Annotated in this window: 15 protein-coding genes; all 15 read left to right on the forward strand. The window is 41.7% G+C overall.

The features are described 5' to 3' along the window. Positions 1–450 precede the first annotated feature (450 nt). Positions 451–1,032 carry a glycerol-3-phosphate responsive antiterminator gene (locus J6I68_RS04250; RefSeq protein ID WP_292217751.1) on the forward strand — a complete coding sequence of 194 codons (582 nt, stop codon included), beginning with the start codon at positions 451–453 and terminating at the stop codon, positions 1,030–1,032. Between the two features lie 63 nt (positions 1,033–1,095). Further along, on the forward strand, positions 1,096–2,598 hold the full coding sequence (glpK, locus tag J6I68_RS04255) for a glycerol kinase GlpK (protein WP_292217753.1): 1,503 nt from the start codon (positions 1,096–1,098) through the stop codon (positions 2,596–2,598). A 63-nt stretch (positions 2,599–2,661) separates the two neighbouring features. Continuing rightward, positions 2,662–3,384 carry an MIP/aquaporin family protein gene (locus tag J6I68_RS04260; protein WP_292217755.1) on the forward strand — a complete coding sequence of 241 codons (723 nt, stop codon included), beginning with the start codon at positions 2,662–2,664 and terminating at the stop codon, positions 3,382–3,384. Between the two features lie 143 nt (positions 3,385–3,527). Beyond that, positions 3,528–4,979 carry an NAD(P)/FAD-dependent oxidoreductase gene (locus J6I68_RS04265; protein ID WP_292217758.1) on the forward strand — a complete coding sequence of 484 codons (1,452 nt, stop codon included), beginning with the start codon at positions 3,528–3,530 and terminating at the stop codon, positions 4,977–4,979. Then, positions 4,976–6,244: an NAD(P)/FAD-dependent oxidoreductase gene (locus tag J6I68_RS04270; RefSeq protein ID WP_292217759.1), complete on the forward strand. Its 1,269-nt coding sequence runs from the start codon at positions 4,976–4,978 to the stop codon at positions 6,242–6,244. Before J6I68_RS04265 ends, J6I68_RS04270 begins: the two co-directional genes overlap by 4 nt. Positions 6,245–6,251: 7 nt before the next feature. After that, positions 6,252–6,617 (forward strand): DUF1667 domain-containing protein, encoded by a 366-nt coding sequence (locus J6I68_RS04275; protein WP_292217763.1) that lies wholly within the window; start codon positions 6,252–6,254, stop codon positions 6,615–6,617. Positions 6,618–6,797: 180 nt separating this feature from the next. Then, positions 6,798–7,187, forward strand: coding sequence for a GntR family transcriptional regulator (locus J6I68_RS04280; RefSeq protein ID WP_292217764.1), 390 nt, complete (start codon positions 6,798–6,800; stop codon positions 7,185–7,187). Further along, complete coding sequence (locus J6I68_RS04285; RefSeq protein ID WP_292217766.1) at positions 7,180–8,085, forward strand: ABC transporter ATP-binding protein; 906 nt, start codon at positions 7,180–7,182, stop codon at positions 8,083–8,085. Before J6I68_RS04280 ends, J6I68_RS04285 begins: the two co-directional genes overlap by 8 nt. Further along, on the forward strand, positions 8,057–10,219 hold the full coding sequence (locus J6I68_RS04290) for a DUF6449 domain-containing protein (protein ID WP_292217769.1): 2,163 nt from the start codon (positions 8,057–8,059) through the stop codon (positions 10,217–10,219). Before J6I68_RS04285 ends, J6I68_RS04290 begins: the two co-directional genes overlap by 29 nt. Positions 10,220–10,235: 16 nt before the next feature. Beyond that, positions 10,236–11,102 carry a carbohydrate ABC transporter permease gene (locus J6I68_RS04295; protein WP_292217770.1) on the forward strand — a complete coding sequence of 289 codons (867 nt, stop codon included), beginning with the start codon at positions 10,236–10,238 and terminating at the stop codon, positions 11,100–11,102. A gap of 5 nt (positions 11,103–11,107) precedes the next feature. Beyond that, on the forward strand, positions 11,108–12,034 hold the full coding sequence (locus J6I68_RS04300) for a carbohydrate ABC transporter permease (protein WP_292217771.1): 927 nt from the start codon (positions 11,108–11,110) through the stop codon (positions 12,032–12,034). 15 nt (positions 12,035–12,049) lie between these two features. Then, a complete protein-coding gene (locus tag J6I68_RS04305; RefSeq protein ID WP_292217773.1) occupies positions 12,050–13,609 on the forward strand; it encodes an HlyD family efflux transporter periplasmic adaptor subunit in 1,560 nt (519 codons plus the stop codon). Further along, positions 13,609–14,907, forward strand: coding sequence for an ABC transporter permease (locus J6I68_RS04310; protein ID WP_292217775.1), 1,299 nt, complete (start codon positions 13,609–13,611; stop codon positions 14,905–14,907). Before J6I68_RS04305 ends, J6I68_RS04310 begins: the two co-directional genes overlap by 1 nt. Before the next feature lie 18 nt (positions 14,908–14,925). Next, positions 14,926–17,394, forward strand: a complete 2,469-nt coding sequence (locus J6I68_RS04315; RefSeq protein ID WP_292217777.1) for an ABC transporter substrate-binding protein — start codon at positions 14,926–14,928, stop codon at positions 17,392–17,394. A 113-nt stretch (positions 17,395–17,507) separates the two neighbouring features. Next, positions 17,508–17,779, forward strand: a 272-nt coding sequence (locus J6I68_RS04320; RefSeq protein ID WP_292217780.1) for a LytS/YhcK type 5TM receptor domain-containing protein, incomplete at its 3' end; no start/stop codon positions are given.

The raw sequence follows: 17,779 nt of genomic DNA on the forward strand, positions 1-17,779 counted from the left end.
CTGACAGTAGAACCGTCCCCGTGTCAGGAAAGCAGAACCGTCCCCGTGTCAGGAAAGCAGAACCGTCCCCGTGTCTTGTTTGTTCTCTCATTATCTGTGTCATATATGTACAATATTACTTTACTGCTTTAAAGTAAGTTGTGCATCTTTTATACTTTTTGTGTGATAATCAGACAAAATATGTACAAGATTTTTGTTAATAAGTACAAAAAATAAAAAATATATAAACAACCCTATTGCATTTTGCACAAAGTAGCGATATGATTATTTTGTCGTTAAGAACTGACCGATAGTCGAGATTGTTATATTTGGATTCTTGGAAAGTTAACGGTGGCAATATGATCAGTCATTATTTAAAAATTATAGAGAGCCTTGAGAAAAGAGTAAGGGTTAAATGAGGGAGAACCTCATTTTACTTTGTTTGCTCTTTTTTTATTTGACTTATTAGGTATGAAAAATCGTGAATTTATTAACAAGATTGAGATAAATCCTATCATCGCTGCAGTGAAAAATGATGAAGGACTTGCAACAGCACTTACAGAAGATGTGGAGATCATCTTCGTGCTATACGGGGATATATGTACGATTCCAGGAATAGTAAAAAAGATAAAACAGGCCGGTAAGGTGGCCATGGTCCATGTGGACCTTATAACAGGTCTTAATAACTCCAAGGATGTTTGCCTTGATTTTATCAAGAATAACACAGAGGCTGACGGTATCATCACTACTAAGAGCAACCTCATAGCTCACGCAAAAGAGCTTGAGCTAAATACAGTTCTTAGATACTTCATCCTGGACAGTATGGCACTTCAGAACATTGAGAAACAGGCAAAGAGTCCTGGTGTAAAGCCAGACATCATAGAGTTTTTGCCAGGTATTGTTCTTCCTAAGATGATAAAGAGGATCAACAAGGTCAGCAGAGTTCCGATAATAGCCGGGGGGCTTATAGCGGACAAGGAAGATGTTATGAATGCTCTGGATGCCGGAGCGCTTGCAATCTCAACTACCAATGAGATGGTCTGGGGGCTTTAAAGAGAAGTTAAAGCGAGAGAGCTTTAAATAATTTTTTTCACAAGAAAAAAGGAGGGTTTAGTAATGGCAAAGTACGTTATGGCATTGGATGCAGGTACAACTAGTAACAGATGTATCCTCTTCAACGAGAAAGGTGAGATGTGCTCTGTAGCTCAGAAAGAGTTCACACAGTATTATCCTCAGCCAGGCTGGGTTGAGCATGATGCTAATGAGATCTGGCAGACACAGCTTTCAGTTGCTCGTGAAGCAATGCAGAAAGTTGGGGCAACTTACACAGATATTGCTGCGATTGGTATCACTAACCAGCGTGAGACCACGATCGTTTGGGAAAGAGCTACAGGTAAGCCTGTATATCACGCAATCGTATGGCAGTGCCGTAGAACAGCTGATATGAAGGAAGAGCTCCTTAATAAGTATCCTGGAATCGACAACACAGCATACAACAAGACAGGTCTTGTATTTGACCCTTACTTCTCAGGAACAAAGCTTCGTTGGATCTTAAACAACGTTGAAGGCGTTCGTGAAAAGGCAGAAAAAGGAGAGCTTTGCTTCGGTACAGTTGATTCATGGCTTATCTTCAAGCTCACAAAGGGCAAAGTACACGCAACTGACTACTCAAATGCTTCAAGAACAATGATGTTCAACATCAACACAGTTGATTGGGATGACGAGCTTTGCAAACAGCTTGAGGTTCCAAAGAGTATGCTTCCTAAGGCACTTCCTTCAAGCTCAACAGAGTTTGGTGAGACAGATCCTGAATTCTTTGGCGGACCTATCAAGATCGCAGGCGTTGCTGGTGACCAGCAGGCAGCTCTTTTCGGACAGACATGCTTCGAGTCAGGTATGGCTAAGAACACATATGGAACTGGATGCTTCATGCTTATGAACATCGGAACAAAGCCTCAGTTCCCTAACAACGGACTTCTTACAACTATCGCATGGGGTCTTGATGGAAAAGTTGAGTACGCTCTTGAGGGATCAATCTTCGTAGCAGGTGCTGCTATCCAGTGGCTCCGTGACGAAGTTAAGATGGTTGATACATCACCTGATTCAGAGTACTTCGCAACTCAGGTTGAGGATACAAACGGATGCTACGTAGTTCCTGCATTTACAGGACTTGGTGCTCCTTATTGGGATCCATATGCACGTGGAGCAATCGTAGGACTTACACGTGGTGTTAACAAGAAACACATCATCCGTGCAACACTTGAGTCTCTTGCACTTCAGACTAATGATGTACTTGGCGCTATGGAACAGGGCTCTGGCATTAAGCTCAACGCTCTTAAGGTTGACGGCGGTGCATGTAAGAATAACTTCCTCATGCAGTTCCAGTCAGATATCATCAACGCTCCTGTTCATCGTCCTGTATGTGTTGAGACAACAGCTATGGGTGCTTCCTATCTTGCAGGTCTTGCAGTTGGCTTCTGGTCAAGCAAAGACGACGTTATCAAGAACTGGGCTATCGATAAAGAGTTCCATCCTGAGATGACAGACGAAGCTCGTGCTGAGAAGATCAAAGGCTGGAAGAAGGCTGTTAACACAACTCTTGGATGGGCAAAAGACTGATCCGGAGCCAGACTAAATTAGTGAGGAAAAAAATTAACATATACTCAAAAGGGGGTAAAAGAAATGAGTGTTTATTTAGGCGAGTTTATTGGAACTATGTTACTTGTTCTTCTTGGCGATGGCGTTTGCTGTAACGTAAGCCTTGAGAAGTCAGGATTTAAGGGCGGCGGAGCTGTTCACATCCTTATTGGATGGGGCATGGCAGTTATGGTTCCTGCATTTGCAATGAGCAATTTCACAGGATGCCCTTCAGCATTTAACCCTGCAGTTACAATCGGTATCGCTATCAGAAGCGGTGACTGGAGCACAGTAGTTGGCCAGATCATAGCTCAGATGCTTGGTGGTTTCCTTGGCGCAGCTATCCTTATGGTTCTCTACGGAGATCATATCAAAGCTACAGCTAATGATGATGTTGTTCGCGGATGCTTCTGCACAGCACCTTCAATCCCTAACCAGGTTCTGAACTTCCTTTCAGAGTTCGTAGCTACATTCGTTCTTGTTTTCACACTGGCTCTTATCCCAGCTGGAACAGACCGTGTTGTATGGCCACTTGTTTACGGCGTAATCGTTGCTTGCGGCGCTTCCTTCGGTGGACTTACAGGATACGCTATGAACGCAGCAAGAGATACAGCTCCTCGTCTTGCATACCTCTGCCTTGCACCTAACTTTGGCAAGAAGAATGGTAACTGGAGCTATGGCTGGATCCCTGCAGTAGCACCTATCTGTGGCGGTATCGTTGCATCTCTTCTTTACAATGCACTTGCAGCTGCTCACATGTTTGGTTAATCAAATATGATTTGTGCTTGCACAAAGACCAAATAGTAGTATTATTAATTTAACTTGATATTGAAGCGGAGGCGAGAGTGAGCACATATCTGTGGGGAACACAGTTTGCTTTCTCTCGCCTAATTTTTTTAAAGGAGATAATTATGACGTACGATGTGATCGTGATCGGAGCTGGTGTTACCGGTTCTGCAGTCGCAAGAGAGCTTTCAAAATACGAAGCTGATGTTTGCGTACTGGAAAAATGCGAGGATGTCTGTGAGGGAACATCCAAAGCTAATTCAGCCATCGTTCATGCCGGATTCGACGCTGCAGAAGGCTCACTTATGGCCAAGCTCAACGTTCGCGGCAATGAAATGATGGATGATCTGTGTAGAGACCTGGATATACCATTTAAGAGAAATGGCTCTATGGTAGTGTGCATCCACAAGGAAGCTCTTGATGGACTTAAGGACCTCTATGACAGAGGCGTTAAAAATGGTGTTAAAGATCTTAAAATCTTAAATAGAGAAGAAGCTCTTGAAATGGAGCCAAATCTTTCTGAAAACGTAGAGGGAGCACTTTGGGCTCCAACAGGTGGAATCATCTGTCCGTTCGAACTCAACATTGCTATGGCTGAAAACGCTAATATGAATGGCGTTGACTTCCGCTTTAACACAGAAGTTGAAGATATTAAAAAAGGCGAAGATGGCAACTGGCATCTGCGCACCAACAACGGTGAATATGTTGCAAGATATGTTGTCAATGCAGCTGGTGTCTATGCTGACAAGATCCACAACATGGTAAGTGCAGACAAGATGCACATCATCGAGCGTAGAGGCGATTATTGCCTTCTTGATAAGACTGTTGGAGGACATGTAAAACACACTATCTTCCCTCAGCCTACAAAACTTGGTAAGGGCGTACTTGTATCACCTACAGTTCATGGAAACCTCATTGTTGGTCCTACAGCTGTTGACATTGAGAACAAGGAGGGCAACAACACCACAGCAGCTGGTATCGATGATCTTATTGCAAAAGCAGGAGATCACGTAAGAAACCTTCCTATCAGGAACGTTATCACATCCTTTGCTGGACTTCGTGCCCATGAGGAGCACCATGAGTTTATCATCAAGGAAGTTGATGATGCTAAAAACTTTATCGACTGCGCGGGAATCGAGTCTCCAGGTCTTACCAGCAGCCCTGCTATTGGCGAGATGGTTGGTAACATGATGAAGGAAATGATGGATCTTAAACCTAAGGCAAACTGGATCAGCATCCGCAAGGGCGTTAAGAAGACAGAAGGCCTTAGCATCGAAGAGAGAAATGAACTCATTAAAAAGAATCCTGCATACGGAACCATCATCTGCAGATGTGAGTCCATTACTGAGGGAGAGATCCTTGATGCTATCCACAGACCACTTGGCGCAAGAAGTCTTGACGGCGTAAAGAGAAGAACTCGTGCCGGAATGGGCAGATGTCAGGCTGGTTTCTGCTCACCACGTACAATGGAGATCCTCCACAGAGAGCTTGGTATTCCATATGAGAAGATCACAAAGAGCGGTGGTAAATCCAACATTGTACTTGAGAGAACAAAGGGGGAGGTAAGCGGGTCATGAAGACATATGATATCGTAATTGTAGGCGGCGGCCCGGCTGGCCTTGCGGCAGCTGTAGCTGCAAAAGAAGCTGGTAATGACAGCATTTTGATCCTTGAAAGAGATCATGAGCTTGGCGGAATCCTCAATCAGTGCATCCATAATGGTTTTGGACTTCACACCTTCAAGGAAGAGCTCACAGGTCCTGAATATGCTTACCGTTTCATCAAGCAGGTTCTTGATCTTGGTATAGAGTACAAGCTTAATACTATGGTTATGGACATTGCTGCAGACAAGACTGTCACAGCAATGAACAGAGAAGACGGAATGTTCCAGATCCCTGCCAAGGCAGTTATCCTTGCAATGGGATGCAGAGAGCGTCCTCGTGGAGCTCTGAACATCCCTGGATATCGTCCTGCAGGTATCTTCTCAGCAGGTACAGCCCAGAGACTTGTTAACATCGAAGGCTACATGCCAGGAAGAGAAGTAGTTATCCTTGGATCTGGTGACATTGGACTTATCATGGCAAGAAGAATGACTCTTGAGGGCGCCAAGGTTAAGGTTGTGGCTGAGCTTCTTCCTTATTCCGGAGGACTTAAGAGAAATATCGTCCAGTGTCTTGACGACTATGGCATTCCTCTTAAACTGTCCCACACAGTTGTTGACATTGAGGGAAAAGAGCATGTAACAGCCGTTACTATCGCTGAGGTTGGCCCTGACAGAAAGCCTATTCCTGGAACAGAGGAAAGATATACCTGCGATACGCTCCTTCTTTCCTGCGGACTTATTCCGGAGAACGAGCTTTCAAGATCTGCCGGCGTTACTATGAATCCTGTAACTTCAGGTCCCATAGTTAACGAGTCTCTTGAGACCAACATCCCTGGCGTATTTGCCTGTGGCAACGTACTTCACGTACATGACCTTGTTGACTATGTTTCAGAAGAGGCTAAGAGAGCAGGTCAGAACGCTGTTAAGTATATTGCAGATGGTTGCAAGGATGAAAAGGGAAGCGACGTGATCGAGCTCTTTGCTACTGAGGGAGCAAGATATACTGTTCCAAGTACTATAAACAAGTCAAGAATGGATGACCTTCTCACAGTAAGATTCAGAGTTGGGGATGTTTACAAGAACTCCTTCGTAAGTGTTTACTTTGATGATGAGAGAGTAATGCACAACGAAAAGAGGATCCTGGCTCCTGGTGAGATGGAACAGATCATCCTTCAGAAAAAGAAACTTGACGAGTATCCAAATCTTAAGAAGATAACTGTAAAGATAGAAAAGGAGTGACAAGCTGATGGAAACAAGAGAACTTACATGTATCGGATGTCCAATGGGATGCCTTCTTACAGTTACTTTAGGTAATGGTGAAGTTACCGAAGTAAAGGGCAATACCTGTGCAAAGGGTGACATTTACGCAAGAAAAGAAGTTGTTAATCCCACAAGGATCGTAACAAGTACTGTTAAGATCGAGGGCGGTGACAAAGAGAGAGTATCTGTAAAAACTGCAAATGATATTCCAAAGAACAAGATCTTTGAAGTTATGAAGGATATCGATGCAGCCTGCGTTAAGGCTCCAGTCCATATCGGAGATGTTCTTGTAAAAGACGTTGCTGGATGCGGTGTTGACGTTATCGCCACAAGAAATGTAGAAGCTGTATAAAAAAGTATTGCAACATTTATCCGGTTGATTTAGAATACAAAGTGTACTAACACCGATAGTACACTTTGTATTCTTTTTTTGTGTAGAGCACCTGGTGAGGTCTTTTCGAACCTGGTGCGAACCACTCACGTGCACTTAATGAGGTTCTTTCGAATTTAGTGCAGCGGGAGATATTGAGATATGAACTTAATTAATTTCCAGGACAGCCGGCCTATCTATGAGCAGATAGTCGAGAATTTCAAAATGCAGATGTATAAAGGAATCCTGCAGGAGGGCGATCAGATGCCATCTGTCAGGAGCCTTGCTGTGGAATTGTCCACCAATCCCAATACTGTTCAAAAAGCATATGCAGAGCTTGAACGACAGGGATTTATTTACACCGTCAAGGGAAGGGGTAACTTTGTTAAGGGTGATGCTCTTTTAAAAGACAACAAGAAAAAAGAGCTAGTGGACAAGATTGTGGAGCTATTTATGGAAGCTCATGAGATCGGATTATCAATTGACGAACTGGTATCTGATATCAAAGAGCATCTTGCAAGGATAGAAAGTGGGGAGAAAAAGTATGATTGAACTTTTAGATCTGTCTAAGGATTTTGACGACGTAAAAGCAGTTAACAGTGTCTCATTAAATGTCCTTGATGGAGAGGTGTTTGGCCTGGTGGGGACCAATGGCGCAGGAAAGAGCACCATCCTTAGGATAATTTCAGGAGTCATCAAACCTGATTCTGGAATTGTTCTTGTGGACAAAAGACCAGTTTACGACAACCCGGAAGTTAAGAGTGATATCTTTTATATTTCAGATGATCAGTACTTTTTGCCAGCAGCAACACCTGAAGAGATGGCAAACTACTATGAGGAAATTTACAAAAACTTTGATAAATTAAGGTTCCATAAGCTGTGTACTGGCTTTGGCCTTGATACCAAAAGAAGGATAAGTACTTTTTCAAAGGGAATGAAAAAGCAGGTTTCAATAATCCTTGGCCTCTGCGCAGGAACCAAGTACCTTCTTTGCGATGAGACCTTCGATGGTCTTGATCCTGTAGTAAGACAGGGAGTTAAGAGCCTTTTTGCAGCAGATATGTCTGACAGAGGGCTTACACCAATAATTGCATCCCATAACCTTAGAGAGCTTGAAGATATCTGTGATCACATAGGACTTCTTCATCAGGGAGGAGTTATCCTTTCTGAAGACATTGAGGACATGAAGCTCAGGATGCAGAAGGTACAGTGTGTATTCCAAAATGAAGAGGACGAAAAGGCTGCAACAGAAGGTCTTGAGGTACTTCTTCATGAGAGGAGAGGAAGGCTTTCCACCTATACGATCCGTGGGGACAGAGAGGAAGTGGAGAGTGCTTTCAAGAGAGGAAATCCAGTATTCTTTGAGGTTTTGGCACTTTCGCTGGAAGAGATCTTTATTAGTGAAACGGAGGTAGTTGGGTATGACATCCGCAAATTTGTCCTTGGGTGAGAAAACTAAAAACAGAAGAACGTACCTTAACAGAACGCTTTGGACAAGCCTTGTTGTTACGCCATTTTATGCTGCATACTTTATCCTTGGCGTTATCATGATGGTTTCAAGATCCATCAACTATGCAAATGTTTATCATCAGACTGCCGAGCAGCTTCGTATAGAGAAGATTAGTGCTGTAGCTAATATTGTAGGTTTTGGATCAATTGCATGGATCCTGGTAGTAGGTACAGCTGTAATGTTTGCGCTTCAGGGCTTTTCCTATGTATTTAATGTAAGTCAGATGGACTTTTATTTAAGTCAGCCCACCACAAGAGCCCAGAGGATAAAGAAAAACTATTTAAATGCCTTTGGAACATTCATTTCAATATACGTTTTGACAGAAGCTATTGCACTTATAATTGCTGCAGCCATGGGAGCTGTAAATGGCAATGTTCTTATGTCAGCTCTTATTGAAACAGTAAGGTCCATAATACTTTTCTTTGCTTTTTATAACATGACGGTACTTGCCGTAATGCTTAGTGGTTCACTTCCTATAGCTATACTTATAACCGCCGGTTTTACATTTCTTTCGGTTATCATATTTGGAGAAATAGCTCTGTTTAAAGGAATTTTCTATTCAACCTTTTATGGTGAGGAACCCTTTAGAGTATACCTTTCCCCAATCTATGACAGAATTTCTGCGATGAGTCATCTTATCACTGTAACTAAGGATGATCTTCTTAAAGCAGGATATATCACTAAGTGTATAGATTGTATCATTGACAAGGAAATAGATATCCTGATCGTGGGGGCACTTGCTTTTGTGGCAGTTCTTATCTTTGCGAAGCTCCGCCAGGCTGAGATGGCTGGAAAGAGCATTCCCTTCAGGCCATTTCGATGGTTTATCAAGATTATTTCCTGCGCTATTGTTGGCGTTGGAAGCGGTTATTTTGTTTATATTGTCTATAGCTCAGTATGGAATGCCAAGCTCTATGTGATGATGTGCGCTATCATGGTTATTGCAACTATCTTTGCAGGCTGCATCATAGAAGTGATTCTTGAGGGCAATATAAGGCGCATGTTCAAGGGAATGGCTCAGACAATAATGGCAATAGCACTTGTAATACTGACGTTTGTGATCTACAAAGGAGACCTTCTTGGATTTGACAGCTTTGTTCCTTCAGCTGAAAAAGTTGAAAGCTGTGCCATCTTAAATGGTGAAAGAACTTTCAATTTCTATAATGGTTTCTATAGTGAGAGCCGTTTTAGCAGCAACGAGTTTATGAAGCTTACAGATGTAGAATCCTTCATAGAGCTTGCAAAAGTGGGAATGGAGACACAGAAAAAAACAAAAGATAGTGAGAATAGGGGCCTTTATATAAACTCTGGCTATCAGGTGGGTATCCTTTACAGGATGAAGAATGGAAAGGATATTTACAGATACATAACAATTCCTTACGACACAGTTGATGACAGCCTTGATAGAATTGTTTCCAGCAAAGAGTATAAAATTGGAAACTTTGAAGTATTCCAGGACGACTATATCAGAGAAAATGCTCTTTTGGCATCAAACAGTACATTCAGGTATGTGACACCGATTGAGAGTAAAGACACGAAAAACTTCGACTATGCAAGGTTTAGTGATGCATACAGGCAGGATATTCTTGACCATTACAGCTTCAAGGATATGAAGGACAAGATGCCAATAGGCTCAGTTGAATATGAAGTCAACGATGGAAATTATGTATATGGATCTTTTGATGTGTATGACACCTATAGTAATACCATTGCACTTCTAAAAGAGTATGGTATATATTCAGAAACCACTTTGACAATAGATGACATAAGAAAGATCAATGTTATAAACTATTATCCAGGATATGACCTTGAGCAGATGGAAGATGGGGAATATATAAATATAGATGCCCCTCAAAACAAAGAAATGTCATATACTGATAAGGACAAGATGGAAGAGATTCTTGGGGCTGTTATTTCCACAGATTTCTGGAATCCCTGGTATAACTACAACAATAATAATCAGCAGTACAGTGTTCAGATATATACAAATGATGACAGATCAAAATATGATACAGCTTACTATACATTTTTAAAGGGGAAGGTTCCTGATTTTGTCGTTAAGGATACTAACTGATAAAAGAAAACATAGCATGACAGCAAATAAAAGAAAAAGCCTGATTTCCTGGCTTTTTCTTTTGCCGTCACTTCTTGGAGTGACACTATTTTTTGTTGCTCCATTCTTTGTTGTTATCTATTACTCTGTTATAGACAACCCAATTCAAGGGAATTTTGTGGGCTTTGAAAATTTTATAAACGTCTGGAACAATGCGGCTTTTAAGCAGGCAGGGATAAACACTCTTAAGTTTTCACTTCTGGCGGTTCCACTTGCAGTACTTCTATCTCTTTTCCTTGCAGCAGTTATGGAATCGAGGATCCCTGGAAAGAGCTATTTTAGGACGTTTTTCTTAAGTCCCCTTATGGTGCCTACAGCTTCTGTGGTACTTATATGGCAGGTTTTATTTAACTACAACGGGATCATAAATAATGTTCTTAAGTTCTTTGGAAGTGACAAGATAGATTTCCTTAAGTCGGATAAAGCCCAGATCGTTATCGTAGTTTTATTTTTATGGAAGAACCTTGGATATAACATGATCCTGTTTATGGCAGCTCTTGCAAGTATTCCCAAGGAGCTTATGGAAGTGGCAGCCCTGGAAAATGCCAGCAAATTTCAGATTTTCTGGTATGTAAAGGTCAGGTTCATGTCATCTACGATACTGTTTGTGGCCATTATGTCCCTAATCAATTCATTTAAGGTTTTCAGAGAAATCTACCTTATGACAGGAGATTACCCTTATAGCAGTCTTTATATGATGCAGCATTTTATGAATAATACCTTTGCATCCCTTGATTACCAGAAACTCTCTTCAGCAGCCATAATCATGTTCATTGTGGTCTCGGCCCTTGTTTATGTGATGTACCAGGTTGAAAATTTCTATGGAAAGGACCTTGAAGGCTAATGGGGATGATGGTCAGAGGAAGCGATAGACTTCGCATCCTGCAAAAAAGAAAGAGGATAGATAAGCTTAAGACAATAACAGTAACAGCTATGGCTGTGCTGTTTGCGATAGTTTTCCTGCTTCCAATAATACTTACCTTTACCAATTCATTTATGTCAGCGTCGGAGATAAGTGCCAACTACGGAAGCATATTTGCCACAACAGATAAGGGCGGAAAAGTCTTTGTTTCAAAGACCGTAAACCTAAAGCTTATCCCTGATATGATAACCTTAGGGCAGTACATTACAGTTCTATTTAAGAGTCCGGAATATCTTTTCAAATTCTGGAATTCAGTAATATACACAGTACCAATTGTGATTGTACAGCTGGGAATTGCAACCCTTGCTTCATATGGTTTTGCAAGATACGACGGCAGATTAAAAAGAGCTATCTTTTTTGCATATATAGTAATGATGCTGATGCCATACCAGGTAACACTGGTTCCAAACTTTTTGGTTTCAAGATCCCTTGGCCTATATGGAACTGCCTGGTCCATACTTCTTCCGGGATTTTTCTCACCCTTTGCGGTGTACCTTCTTACCAAGTTCATGAAGAGGATTCCCACAGAGGTCATGGAAGCAGCATCCATTGACGGGGCAAACGAGTGGATGATCTTTTCAAGGATCTGTATGCCGCTCTGTAAGGGCGGACTTGCCTCGATCGCCATATTAGTATTTTTTGACTACTGGAATATGGTTGAGCAGCCACTTATCTTATTGCCAGATGCGGATAAACACCCACTTTCGGTGTTCTTATCCAAGATTAATACAGGAGAGATCAGCCTCGCATTTGCTGTGGCTGTGATCTATCTGGTGCCGCCACTTCTAATTTTCCTCTATGGAGAGGATTATCTGGTAGAGGGAATTTCCTACCAGGGAGGAATAAAGGGATAATATTGGGAGAGTAATATGTCAGAAGAAATCGTAGTAAAAGAGCAAAATGAAATCGAATTAAAGGATGGGGAAAAGAAATCTCCAAAAAACAGAAAGGACATGGTCAAGAACTTTGCTATCGGGTTTTTATCCGTAATGCTTGTTCTTACTTTCTTTTCCAATACCATCATGAATTATTCGCTGCCCCAGGTGGCAACCAGACAGATCATGGGTGGTAGCATAAGCCCTCAGATAAGGGGAACTGGAACTGTAAGTGCTGAAGATCCATATAATGTTACAGTCAAGGAAACCAGAAAAATCTCAGGTGTTGCTGTTAAGGAGGGCTATCATGTGGAGATAGGAGATGTTATCTACTATCTTGAAGACAAGGAGTCTTCAGAACTTTCTGAGGCAAAAGAAAAACTGGATACTATGGAGCTTTCTTACGAGCAGGCACTGTTTTCAGGAGATGTGCCAAACGATGTTATCAGCAATGTAAGAAGTGGCAGAAATACTACATTTGATACATATCAGGCTGAGCTGGCCAAGGCCACAGACAATTACAACAACGCTCTAAATGCTGACAATGAAGCCCAGGCTGCAATTGATTTTGTAACCCAGAAGGGAAGCTATGATTCAGCCGGTAATTCCTACAATGCTGCAACTCCAGCCTATAGCATTGCAGAGCTTCAATACGACCTTTTGGTTGCTCAGCAAAGAGGCGATGACGACAGAGTAGAAGAGCTTAACAGGCAGATTGCAGAGCTTACCAAGGACAGCGCACAGCTTGGCAATTATGGAACTCAGCAGGGCTTTAGCTATGACCAGAAGCTTGCTACCTTATACCAGCAAAAGGCCAAGACTGCTGCAGATCTTAAAGCTGCTGAAAAAGCCAAGACTGAGCTTCTTACAAGTATTAAAACAGAGATAAGCCTATGCCAGCAAAGAGATAAGATCAAAGAGCAGAAGGACAAGATCGCAAAGCTTGAAGAAGAATCTGTTGGAGCTTCTGTAAAAGCACCAGTTGCAGGAACTTTATCAAGTGTAAGTAAGGTTGCTGGAGAGTCCACCTCAGCTGATGAGACCATAGCAGTTATTCAGGTTGATGGAAAAGATATGACTACAAGCTTTTCTGTAACCAACTCCCAGGCTCAGAAGCTCAAGGTTGGAGACAGCGCAAGACCTCAGAATATCTGGCAGTTTGGGGAAGACTTTAAGGCGACTTTAACATCAATTAAAAATGATAAGACAGACCCTGCAAATAAAAAGCTACTTACCTTTAAACTGGAGAGCAAAGACTTAACACCTGGTCAGTCCATTTCTCTTTCCATTGGAGAAAGGTCCGTGGAATATGACCTTGTTGTTCCAAACAGTGCAATAAAAACAGACAGTAACGGCAAATTCATTCTTGTTGTGAACAGTAAGTCGAGCCCTCTTGGAAACAGATACATCACATCAAGAGTTGATGTAAATGTTCTGGCAAGTGATGACAACAACAGCGCTATTACAGGCGCCATCGACGGAGATGAATTCGTAGTGACAACAGCTACAACACTTATAAAACCAGGAGATCAGGTGAGGCTTGCAGAGCAGTAATGAAGTTTAAGATTTCTTTTGACAGGATAAAAGAGAATATAAAAAGCTTTGGACTAGCCTACATCAAAGACAGAAAGAAAGTTACCTTATGGGCGGTGAGCCTTTTTCTGATACTTGTTTTTGTTATTCTTGGAGTTTTAAGTGGCCACATGATATCAAGGCTACCGGATCAGCTTGGAGCTGACAGGTGGTCTGATGATATGAGGATGGCTCAGGTGTCTCTTTTCCTTACCCAGGATCAGAAGATAACCGAGGATGATATCAAAAGATTTGAGTATATCCTTGAGCGAAAGCTTCTTGATGCCGGAGTTGCAGATTCGACTGATGGTAAGGAAGATACGCTGTCAGGGCCTAAGATCATTGACACCATTGGTATTGATGAGATGTATGGAAGCCCCAAGCTAACCAATGAGGAAGATGATGGAATAGGAAATCTTTATACCGTAGCCTATTGTGCCCAGGGGACAGCAACTCTTTCTTTTGAAAATAGAATTCTGGAGAATGCAGCAGCCATTGGGGTTGGAGGAGATTTCTTTATATTTCACCCACTTACACTTGTGAGCGGAACATACTTTGGCGGCGATGACGACATGAAGGACAAGGTTGTAATTGACGAAGATACAGCCTGGCAGCTCTTTGGTTCCACAGACATTATCGGACAGAGCGTCTTGATATCAGGAGTTCCGCATTATATTACAGGAGTTGTGAAAAAAGAAACTGGTAAGCTTTATGAAGCCGCGGGGTTGTCAAAAAGCTATGTCTATATGTCCTATGACTCCCTTTCAAGATATGGAAATATCTTAAGCGGAGTTATTGAAAACAAGAAGATTTCCGAGGATGGAGCCACGGCCAATATAGGCGGAATAAACTGTGTGGAAGTTCTTTGCCCCAATCCTATAAATGGACTGGCGCTTAAGATATCCAAAGAAAGTCTTGTGTCTAATGAAAACGTAGTAGTTGCAATTGACAATACAGACAGGTTTTCTACTTTTTCTCTTTTTGCAGTGCTTAAGAGCTCTTTTACCAGAAGTATGTGGGGCAAAGCCATTTTTTATCCATATTGGGAAAACGTGGCAAGAGGATATGAGGACATCCTTGCACTTATACTTCTTGTAAGGACGATAGCTCTTTTGATTGTGTTGGTAATAGCGGTAATAGCCATCGTAAATCTTTACAGACATAAGAAGTGGACTGTTAGAGGAATAGTTAAATATCTTTCAGATAAAAAATATGATCTGGAAGCAGCACATAAACAGAAAAAAGACCAAAAGATGATAGATAGTGCCGACAATGAGTGAAGGCAGAGAGGAGAAATTATGAAAAAAAGGATGATGCAAAGCAGGGTGCTTGGCCTTGGACTGTGCGGACTTATGGCTGTCACTGCATTTACCGGATGCGGAAAAAAAGGCGGCGAGAGTCTTGTGGATAAGGCCAGCAGCAATACCAAGGATTATGTTTTCAGACAGGAGATGATAGATTTAGGAGGCAAGTATGACTGCAGTAGTCTCTCTCTTGCTGGTGACAGGGTTTATGCGACTACTTACTCTGATAACGGATACATCACAATCTTTTCATTTAATCCTGATGGAAGTGATCTGAAATCAGTAAAGATCCCAGAGGCAGAAAATGAAGGCCATGGATACATGACCTTTAATGAAGCTGGGGAAATGTACTGCACCCTCAATATTTATGACTACAGTAACTATGAAGAAGATGATGGCGAAATGCACATCATGAATGGAGAAGCTCAGGGGGATGCTCTGGCTGAGAACACTGAGGAAACAACGACAAAGGAGCCATCTGCAGAAGATGCTGTAGTGGAAGAGGATACTGAAACAAACGGCGAAGCAGAGAAGATCATTGTTGATACAGATCCCCAGGATCCGGGCGAATTCATTGATGAGTCAGTGGATGAGCAGCAGTATCTTGTTAAGTATGACGCATCAGGTAACGAAGTATTAAGACTTGACCTTCTTAAGGATATCAAGGATCCGGATGACTACTTTAGCGTCTATGGCATGGCTTATGATGATAAGGCGGGGCTTATTGTCAGCGCAAATAAAGGAATTTTTAAATTTGATGAGGGAAGTGTAAGTCTTAAGGCTATTTCTGAAACTGCAGCTGACGGCGATTCCAATTCCTACCAAGGCGCAGTTAGTATTTACAGAGGATTCCAGGGTAAGCTCTTTACATCCAAGTGGGGCGATGCTGGAATGGAGTTTATGAGCTTTGACGCAGAAACTGGAAAGTTCGGTGAAAAATCAGGACAGTTTAAAAATTACGAGGACTTTGCTTTCTTTGGCGGTAACGGATATGATATCTATGTGTCAAAACAGGATGGTTTTTATGGCTATGACTACGGCAAGGATGAACTTACAAAGATCCTCGACTACATGGATTCTGACCTGAGTATCAGCTACTCTCTTTCATCTGTTGTAGCTATAAGCGATAATGAGTTTATTGCAAATCTTCCAGATGAAGAGTACAACTATAATCTCGTCAGACTTACGAAAGTTCCTGCTGATCAGGTAAAGGATAGAACAGTCATAACCCTGGGCGGCTACTACATTGATTACAGGATCAGACAAAAGGTTTATAAATTCAACTCAGAAAACCAGGATTACAAGATAAAGCTTGTTGATTACTCATCTGTAAATAACAGTGAAGATGAGAATGCAGGTCTTAACCAGTTTAACCTTGATATTGTGTCAGGAAACATTCCTGATATCATGTATTTTTCAACAGAGTCACCTGTTGACAGCTACATCAATAAAGGGCTGTTTTTGGACCTTGCACCATTTATCAAAAATGATCCGGAGCTTTCAAATGTTGAATTTGTAGACAATGTATTTAAAGCCTTTATGACTGGAGATAAGGTATACCAACTTGTTCCTTCTTATTACATAAACACATTCTCCACCAAGTCATCCTACCTTCAGGGGAAACAGGTATTGTCTTTAGATGATGCTATAGACATGATGGAAGCTAAGGGTATCAAGTATTCTGATTCCTTTGGACTTGTATCCAGGGATAACATTTTAGATGCTGGAATAACTGCAGCAGGAAGTGGATTTATAGACTGGGAGAACAAGACCTGCCATTTTGACAGCGATGAGTTTATAAAGTTCATCGAGTTTGTGAAAAACTTCCCTGAAACACTGCCTGAAGATGCCTGGATGGATTATAAGGAAACATGCTTTATTGAGGGAGATTCTCTTTTCTCCTCTACATATCTCAATGGCTTCAGATCTTACAGAAGATATGTTGATGGCACATTTGGCGCGCCAATTACCCTCATAGGATTCCCTAACAACATGGGAAGAAACTGTTCAGTTCTGGTTCCTTCTCAGAGGATATGTGTAAGTTCCAAGACAAAGTATTCAGATGTATGCTGGCAGCTGGTAAGACAGTTCCTTTTAGAGGATTATCAGGACGAGTTCGAATACGAATTCCCTATCAGAAAATCCAGCTTTGATAAGCTTGCTGACAAGTCCATGGAGCGCTCCTTCTGGACTGACGATGATGGAACCAAGCACTATGAGGATGACACATACTGGATCGGTGATCAGGAGATAACTGTACAGCCTCTTACAAAAGAGGATGTAGAGTATGTAAAGAGCTTCATTGGTTCACTTGATGATACAAACGTCTACAATGCAAACCAGAATGTTTATAACATCATAAATGAAGAGGTTGCTGCTTTCTTTGGAGGACAAAAGACTGCCAAGGAAGTAGCTGATATAATCCAGAGCAGGGTAAGTATTTACGTCAATGAAAACAGCTGATATACTTATGAGATTTTACTGATTTTTCATATGTTATCAGTCGATTAGGCGTTGAATGCTTGTTTTGAGTAGCATATAATTTAATTATGCATACTCTTATTATGATAGTGAAAATGTCAGCTGTCACTTTGCTGTATGTTCTTTTGATAATGGCAATGTGGCGGCTGACCAGAGACAAAAAAATAACGAATCCATGGAAAGTACTTGTAGGGCTGGTGTTTGGACTTAGCTCTGTATTGTCGACGCATTATGGTATTTCTTACGAGGGCATGATCATCAATGTGAGAGATCTTGGCCCTCTTTCTGCTGGACTTTTCTTTTCGCCTGTATCAGGCATTATCGCTGGACTAATTGGTGGTATCGAAAGATATATTGCTGGAACATA

This window comes from Butyrivibrio sp. (assembly GCF_017940685.1).
Lineage (GTDB): Bacteria > Bacillota > Clostridia > Lachnospirales > Lachnospiraceae > Butyrivibrio.